The sequence below is a fragment of the Pseudonocardia sp. EV170527-09 genome, assembly GCF_008369905.1.
In the GTDB taxonomy this organism is placed as follows: domain Bacteria; phylum Actinomycetota; class Actinomycetes; order Mycobacteriales; family Pseudonocardiaceae; genus Pseudonocardia.
This window is the reverse complement of the sequence record NZ_VRMC01000026.1, coordinates 59,953-66,554: the sequence shown is the minus strand read 5'-3', so window position 1 is coordinate 66,554 and position 6,602 is coordinate 59,953. Positions and strand designations below refer to the sequence as shown.

8 protein-coding genes and 1 pseudogene are annotated in these 6,602 nt (G+C 71.8%); 5 read left to right on the top strand and 4 right to left on the bottom strand.

Annotation, left to right across the window (positions count from 1 at the left end):
• Positions 1-78 precede the first annotated feature (78 nt).
• A pseudogene (locus FVA95_RS10730) lies at positions 79-345 on the bottom strand (leucine zipper domain-containing protein); the annotation flags it as partial.
• 160 nt (positions 346-505) lie between these two features.
• Here FVA95_RS10730 and FVA95_RS10725 point away from each other — a divergent pair.
• From FVA95_RS10725 to FVA95_RS33475, 3 genes are all read left to right on the top strand, one after another.
• Entirely contained in the window at positions 506-901 is a 396-nt protein-coding gene (locus tag FVA95_RS10725; protein ID WP_149664076.1) for a hypothetical protein, read from the top strand.
• A gap of 607 nt (positions 902-1,508) precedes the next feature.
• On the top strand, positions 1,509-1,691 hold the full coding sequence (locus FVA95_RS31980) for a hypothetical protein (RefSeq protein WP_205015817.1): 183 nt from the start codon (positions 1,509-1,511) through the stop codon (positions 1,689-1,691).
• A 214-nt stretch (positions 1,692-1,905) separates the two neighbouring features.
• A complete protein-coding gene (locus FVA95_RS33475) occupies positions 1,906-2,037 on the top strand; it encodes a hypothetical protein (protein ID WP_255474634.1) in 132 nt (43 codons plus the stop codon).
• 120 nt (positions 2,038-2,157) lie between these two features.
• Here FVA95_RS33475 and FVA95_RS10715 read toward each other — a convergent pair whose 3' ends face one another.
• Positions 2,158-2,601, bottom strand: a complete 444-nt coding sequence (locus FVA95_RS10715) for an OsmC family peroxiredoxin (protein ID WP_075308353.1) — start codon at positions 2,599-2,601, stop codon at positions 2,158-2,160.
• A 104-nt stretch (positions 2,602-2,705) separates the two neighbouring features.
• Entirely contained in the window at positions 2,706-2,990 is a 285-nt protein-coding gene (locus FVA95_RS10710) for a L,D-transpeptidase (RefSeq protein ID WP_240051403.1), read from the bottom strand.
• Between the two features lie 574 nt (positions 2,991-3,564).
• Here FVA95_RS10710 and glmU point away from each other — a divergent pair.
• Both glmU and FVA95_RS10700 read left to right on the top strand, forming a co-directional pair.
• Positions 3,565-5,049: a bifunctional UDP-N-acetylglucosamine diphosphorylase/glucosamine-1-phosphate N-acetyltransferase GlmU gene (gene glmU / locus FVA95_RS10705; protein WP_240051402.1), complete on the top strand. Its 1,485-nt coding sequence runs from the start codon at positions 3,565-3,567 to the stop codon at positions 5,047-5,049.
• Positions 5,046-6,026 carry a ribose-phosphate diphosphokinase gene (locus FVA95_RS10700; protein ID WP_149664073.1) on the top strand — a complete coding sequence of 327 codons (981 nt, stop codon included), beginning with the start codon at positions 5,046-5,048 and terminating at the stop codon, positions 6,024-6,026. Before glmU ends, FVA95_RS10700 begins: the two co-directional genes overlap by 4 nt.
• A gap of 61 nt (positions 6,027-6,087) precedes the next feature.
• Here FVA95_RS10700 and FVA95_RS10695 read toward each other — a convergent pair whose 3' ends face one another.
• Positions 6,088-6,570 (bottom strand): MarR family winged helix-turn-helix transcriptional regulator, encoded by a 483-nt coding sequence (locus FVA95_RS10695; RefSeq protein WP_149664072.1) that lies wholly within the window; start codon positions 6,568-6,570, stop codon positions 6,088-6,090.
• Between the last annotated feature and the right edge of the window lie 32 nt (positions 6,571-6,602).

Below are 6,602 nucleotides of genomic sequence, written 5' to 3'. Positions count from 1 at the left end.
TGATCTTCGGTCCGACGCGCCGGACCAACGACAAACCAGCTCGTACCTACAGCGACATCAGAGCCCGTACGCGGACACCGGGCCCAGCCGATGACGCCAGCGCAGCCGCACGATCCGCCGTACCAGACCGACACAGGTCTTCGTCGGTGAGGACCTCGGCCGTGAGCTGCGGTCGGCCATCCCGGAGGCTCCTTCGGTCCGGTAGCGGTCGGCCCACTTGCGGGCGGTCCGCGACGAGACCATGAACATCTTCGCCGCTGCGGTGTGGGTCCAGCCGTGCTCGACGACCAGTTGGGCGAATCTGAAACGGGCACGCGGGGTCAGAGCGGCGTTAGCGTGGGACACGAAGGCCTCCGGTGGGTGAAGCGGTTCCTAGACAGCTCCACTTCACAACCGGAGGCCCTCGTCTGTCAGCCAGACTCACCGACCCCGGACGGGACAACCTCCCTGGACATCACACCTAGTCGACCTTGAGGCCAGGCGATCAGAGCTTCTCGCGCAGGCTGTGGAAGGTCAAGACCGGCTGAAATCTGCTTCCTCGGCATACCTTGCGACCCGCCGTAGGCGTGACGACGACCTCGGAGAAAAAAGGAAGCGCAAGCGCATCGAGGTCAGTCAGCTGCGGCGCGCCAGGCTACTATTAAGCGAACAGTTAGAAAGTGACAACTTGAGCGCCAGTCAGCGCGAATCGATGAAGCTCAAGTTAACTGATAATCGGCTCCAAGCTGAGCGCATCGCCGCAGATCTCGACCAGTACGATCGGATGCAGAACGCATACCTGAGCGAGGCCGCACGCGCAGGGGAAGAGCTAGAGAATGTTCGTTCTCAGAATCGACGAATTCAGGATGAGCTTGCCGAAGTAGAAAGCACGCTTGATCGCTACTATCTCCCGCCGGACTAGGCCAAACTGATAACTGAGGCTTTCCGGTGCGCGCGCTTCAGAGACCAGTACATGCCCTCGCCGGGCGGGCTGATCTCCGGGATGGGGGTGTGCCATCCCGCCGCCCTCCCTCCGGGCTACCACACGGACAACCGTGGGCGGAGCCTGACGACGTCGGCCGGCGGTTGCGTCGAGGGCCGCCCACGGCCGCCCGCGCGGTCGGCTTGCAGCAGGTCGACGGGATGGCACTGGCAAGCGGGGCAGGCGCAGGCTGACATCACCAACCGACATCAGTCGCCGAGTCCTGAGCCGGTCCGCCGCGGACTGCCCCGGACGAACCCCACGCCCTGACCTGCCGCGACGTGCATCAGCGTCGAGCACGGCCAGGATTTTGGTTCCGATGGTCCAGGTTCGAATCCTGGCGGCGGAGCAAGCCGCGCACCCACACCTCCGCTCGCGGACGTAGTCCACTCGCCCGCCACACCGTCCCGGTGCTGCACTCCCCCGCGATGATGCACATCGACGAGGCGCGGGTGGACGCCACCACCCGCCGCCTGGTCGACGATTCGTTCCCCACGCTGCGCCACCTGCCCGTGCGCCCGGTCCCGGCAGCGGCACCGTGCACGCCATGCACCGGGTCGGTGGCGGTCTCGCAGCCCCGTTCCCGCTGCAGGGCCACGACACCGCGGCCGTGCGCGAGCGGCTGGTGGCCGAGGCCACCGCGGCCCGGGAGCTCGCCGCCTGCAGCCCGGTCCCGACGCCCGAGCCGGTCGGGATCGGCAACCCCGGGCACGGCTACCCGCTGCCGTGATCGGTCCAGACCTGGGTGCCGGGCCGCACCGCCGACGCCGACGGCCCCGGCCGGTCGGCCGCATTCGCCGTCGACCTGGCCGGCCTGCTGCATCGCCTGCGCGACGCCGACACCCGCGGGCGCCGGTTCGCGGGAGCTCGACCTCGTCGCGGCGTGGCACCTGCTCGACGACGGGCCGCGGGAGCTGCTGCGCGCGGAGCTGGGCTGCGGCCCCGTGGAGTGGGCGCGGGGACGGGCCTGGGCGTTCGCGCAGGCGATGGGCCTGGGCTGGTACTACCGGACCTCCGCCCCGGCGCTGAGCAGGTTGGGCCTGCGCACGCTGGACCGACTGCTGCGTAGCCGCTGAGCCCGCCCCGGGGAGCCCGCCTGCGCGGTCGCCGTACTGCGGCGGATGTCCGACGGCGACTGCCCCGGGCACGACGACGCCCCCGTCCGAGGTCCGGGCGGGGGCGTCGCGGGGGCGTTCTCAGCTCTCGAGAGCGGCGTCCAGCGTGATGTCGACGCCGGTCAGTGCCTTGGAGACCGGGCAGCCGGCCTTTGCGGCGTCGGCGGCCTTGGCGAAGCCGTCGGCGTCGAGGCCGGAGACCTCGCCGCGCACCTTCAGGGTGATGCCGGTCAGCTTGAAGCCGCCGTTGTCCTTGTCCGGCCCGAGCGAGACGTCGGCCGACACCTCCAGCGACTCCGGGGTGCCGCCGGCTTCGGCGATGTTCGCCGAGAGCTGCATCGCGAAGCAGGCCGAGTGGGCCGCCGCGATGAGCTCCTCCGGGCTGGTCGTGCCGCCGGCCTCGTCGGCGGCACGCTTCGGGAAGCTGACCTCGTAGGTGCCGACCTTGGAGCTGGACAGCTCCACCTGACCGGATCCCTGCTCCAGGGTGCCGTTCCAGGCGGTGCGGGCGCTGCGCGTGGGCATGAGTCCTCCGTGTCGTCAGAATCGGTTTTGCACAACCGATCAGTCGGAAGTGTTCTCCGCCCGAGCCGTTCCCGCCACCCCTGGGGCGGAAACAACGCCACACGTCACTGCGGAATGTTGGTGACCTCGACCCGGTCGCCGACCTGCAGCGAGTTGAACCAGCGCTCGGCGTTCTCCCGCGACAGCCGGACGCAGCCCGCGGACTCGGTCTCGGTGTTGCCCTCGTGGAAGGCGATGCCGCCGGGGGCGAAGAAGACCGCGAACGGCATCGGCGCGTTGTTGAACTCCCTGCTGCGGTGGTCCTTGTTCTTCCACTGGACCTGGAAGACCCCCGCCGGGGTGCGCTGCCCCTTCTTGCCGAACGACGCGGGCACCGGCCCCGCCTCGATCTTCCCGTCGCGGATCAGCCATGCCGTGCTGTTCGCGAGGTCGACGCAGGCGCGCGGCCGCCGAGCACGGCGTGCCCTCGGTGCGGCCCGGCCCGGCTTCGGACTCCGTCGGCGCCGCGGACGCGGTCCCGATCGTCCCGGCGGTCAGCACGGCCAGCACCAGGGCCACCACCGTGGCCAGGACCGTCATCACCCGGGGCCGCCGACGGCGTCCCTCGACCTCGCGCGTCATCGCACTCCGCTCATCCGCATCGCGGACGGTGACCGGTCGGTCGCCGTCGTCTGAACGGTGGAACGAGACCGGCGCCCGACCGGTTACCACCCGAAGGGTTGATCTTGGTTTGGACGCCGTGACCACCGGCGCGACGGGCCCGCCGGGTTCCCCGGGGCCGTCCCCGTACGATGCCGTACCGGCACGGCGCGTCCCGCGTCCTCCGCCCGGCACGGGCGGCGAGTCCGGCAGGAGGAACCGAACATGCCCGAACCCGACCGGGCCGGCACCGGTGACCGACCGGCCCCCGGAACGGCGGCGGTCGCGGCCGGCATCGTCCTCGCGGCCGGTGCGGGTTCGCGGATGCGGTCGTCGACACCGAAGGTGCTCCACGAGCTGGGCGGGCGGAGCATGCTCGGCCACGCGGTGCACGCACTCGCCGGTACCGCCCCCGAGCACCTCGTGGTCGTCGTCGGACACGAGCGCGAACGGGTGGAGCGGGCCGTCGGCGACATCTCCGCCACCCTCGGGCGCACCGCCACCACCGCCGTCCAGGAGCAGCGCCTCGGCACCGGCGACGCGGTCCGCAGCGGCCTCACCCCGCTCCCCGCGGACCTGACCGGCACCGTCCTGGTCACCTATGGCGACGTCCCGCTGCTCGATACCGCGACCCTGTCCGCGCTGGTCACCGAGCACACCGGCCACGGCGCCGCGGTCACCCTGCTGACCTGCGAGGTCCCCGACCCCACCGGCTACGGCCGGATCGTGCGCGGGAGCGGGGGCACCGTCACCGGGATCGTCGAGCACGCCGACGCGACCCCGGGACAGCGCGCGATCAGCGAGATCAACTCCGGGGTCTACGCCTTCGACGCGGAGTTCCTGCGCGAGGGCATCACGGGCCTGGCCGCGCACAACGCCCAGCAGGAGCTCTACCTCACCGACCTGGTCGCCGCCGCCGTCGCCGCGGGCCGGACGGTGCACGCCCTCCGCTGCGACGACGAGTGGCGCGTGCGCGGCGTGAACGACCGCGTCCAGCTCGCCGAGCTCGGCGCCGAGCTGAACCGCCGCGTGCTGCGCGAGTGGATGCTGGCCGGGGTCACCGTGGTCGACCCCGCCACCACCCGGGTCGACGTCGACGTGCGGCTGGCGCCCGACGTCGTGCTGCACCCGGGCACCCAGCTGCACGGGGCGTGCGAGGTCGATGAAGCCGCGGTCATCGGCCCCGACACCACGCTCACCGACACCGTCGTCGGTGCCGGCGCGAGCGTAGTCCGCACCCACGGGTCGGAGGCCCGGATCGGCCCCGGCGCCTCGGTCGGGCCGTTCGCCTACCTGCGCCCGGGCGCCGTCCTCGGCGAGCGCGGCAAGATCGGCACGTTCGTCGAGGTCAAGAACTCCGACATCGGCGCGGGCACCAAGGTCCCGCACCTGACCTACGTCGGCGACGCCACGATCGGCGAGATGAGCAACATCGGCGCCTCGTCGGTGTTCGTCAACTACGACGGCGTCCGCAAGCAGCGGACCGTCATCGGATCCCACGTGAGGACGGGGTCGGACACCATGTTCATCGCCCCCGTCACGGTCGGGGACGGCGCCTACACCGGCGCCGGGACCGTGCTCCGCGCCGACGTCCCACCGGGGGCGCTCGCGGTGTCCGGTGGGCCACAGCGCACCATCGAGGGGTGGGTGCCGCGCAAGCGGCCCGGCACCCCCGCCGCCGAGGCGGCACAGCGGGCGGGCAGCGACCCGTCCACGAACGGCACGACCAGCAGCGACGGCGCAGGTCAGACCACCTCCGCCGGTACGACAGACCCGAGAGACCTCAGCCGAGGAGGCACCGCACGGTGAGCGCGATCGCAGGCACTCCCAAGAAGAACATGATGCTGTTCTCGGGGAGGGCGCACCCGGAGCTCGCCGAGCACGTGGCGAAGGAGCTCGACGTCACGGTCACCCCGCAGTCCGCCTACTCCTTCGCGAACGGTGAGATCTTCTGCCGCTTCGAGGAATCGGTCCGCGGGAGCGACGCGTTCGTGATCCAGGCGCACTCCGCCCCGATCAACGACGCGATCATGGAGCAGCTGATCATGGTCGACGCGCTCAAGCGCGGGTCGGCCAAGCGGATCACCGCGGTCATGCCGTTCTGGGGCTACGCCCGTCAGGACAAGAAGCACCGCGGCCGCGAGCCCATCTCGGCCCGCCTCGTCGCGGACATGTTCAAGACCGCCGGTGCCGACCGGATCCTGACCGTGGACCTGCACACGTCGCAGATCCAGGGCTTCTTCGACGGCCCCGTCGACCACCTGTTCGCGCTGCCGGTGCTCGCCCAGCACATCAAGAGCACCCGGCCGAACGGGAACTTCGCCGTCGTCTCCCCCGACTCCGGCCGGGTGCGCCTGGCCGAGCGCTGGGCCGAGACCCTCGGCGGGACCCCGCTGGCGTTCATCCACAAGACCCGGGACCCGCGCAAGCCGAACGAGGCCGTCGCGAACCGGGTGGTCGGTGAGATCGAGGGCCGCTGCTGCGTGGTCATCGACGACATGATCGACACCGGTGGCACCGTCGCGAAGGCGGTCGAGGTGCTGCTCAAGGAGGGCGCCTCGGACGTGATCGTGGCCGCCACCCACGGTGTGCTGTCCGGCCCGGCCACCGAGCGCCTGGCCAACTGCGGCGCGTCGGAGGTCATCATCACCGACTCGCTGCCGATCCCGGACGAGAAGCGGTTCGACAGCATGACCGTGCTCCCGATCGCCCCGCTGCTGGCCGAGGCGATCCACCAGGTGTTCGAGGACGGCTCGGTCACGAGCCTGTTCGACGGCAACGCCTGAGCACCCCGCACGTCCGCCGACGGCGCTCCGCCTCCGGGTGGGGCGCCGTCGGTCGTCCCGGTCAGCGCTCGGTCGCGACGAGCCCGGCCTGCCCCGGCGCACCGGGACCCCCGGTCGCGCCCTGCAGGCGACGCAGGACGTCGTCGAACAGGGCGGCCTCGGGGCCCAGCAGGTCCCGGTAGCGCTCCAGCACCCCGGCCGCCGCCGCGTCCCACTCCGCGAGCGCCGCGCGGCCCCGCTCGGTGGCGACGACCAGCACCCGGCGCCGGTCGACGGCGTCCGGCCTGCGGTGCACGAGGTTCGCCGCGGCCATCCGGTCCACGAGCTTGGTCGCCCGCGGCGCCAGCAGCAGTGCGTGCTCGGCGAGCGCGCTCATCGTCGCGCCGCCCCGCGCCACGAACCCCAGGACCCGCCACTGCTCGACCTCGGAGCCGCAGGCCTGCAGCGCGTCGTCGAGCTCCTGGTCCAGGGCCCGGCCCACCGCGCAGAGCAGCCGCAGCGACTCGTCCCCGGACGGCCGCACGTGCTCCGCGGGCTCCGCCATGAGCGCATCGTAACCGGACGTTTTCGCCCGAG

Coding starts and splice junctions, on each gene's coding strand:
- FVA95_RS10695 (WP_149664072.1), bottom strand. CDS start 6,570: ATGGCGGAGCCCGCGGAGCACGTGCGGCCGTCCGGGGACGAGTCGCTG.
- FVA95_RS10715 (WP_075308353.1), bottom strand. CDS start 2,601: ATGCCCACGCGCAGCGCCCGCACCGCCTGGAACGGCACCCTGGAGCAG.
- glmU (WP_240051402.1), top strand. CDS start 3,565: ATGCGGTCGTCGACACCGAAGGTGCTCCACGAGCTGGGCGGGCGGAGC.
- FVA95_RS31980 (WP_205015817.1), top strand. CDS start 1,509: ATGCACCGGGTCGGTGGCGGTCTCGCAGCCCCGTTCCCGCTGCAGGGC.